Origin of the sequence: Paraburkholderia sp. SIMBA_030 (assembly GCF_046535245.1) — a bacterium.
In the GTDB taxonomy this organism is placed as follows: domain Bacteria; phylum Pseudomonadota; class Gammaproteobacteria; order Burkholderiales; family Burkholderiaceae; genus Paraburkholderia.
Map to the genome: position 1 here is coordinate 1 of NZ_JAWRXB010000494.1, position 273 is coordinate 273.

General features: G+C 60.8%; 1 protein-coding gene. It reads left to right on the forward strand.

All coding sequences use genetic code 11. The features are described from left to right. The coding region (locus SB772_RS40940; RefSeq protein ID WP_410838642.1) for a 4-hydroxyphenylacetate 3-hydroxylase N-terminal domain-containing protein at window positions 1-273 on the forward strand (273 nt) is incomplete at both ends.

Sequence of the window (273 nt, forward strand, 5' to 3'; positions counted from 1 at the left end):
GGTTGAAGTTCCTGTGCCGGCGTCCTTTCGCACCGGCCGCCACCAGCGAGTTCGATTACCCACTGACCAGCCGGTACGACGAGCCTGACTCTTTGGTCATATTCGAGGACGTCCTCGTCCCCTGGGAGCGCGTGTTTATCGACCGCAACGTTGAAACGCTACGCCGCCAGTTCTTCGAAACCGGAGCCCACGCTTTGGGAAACTGGCAGGCACAAACCCGTTTCACCACCAAGCTCCAGTTCATCGCGGCGGTGGCCCGCAAGATCACCCAGG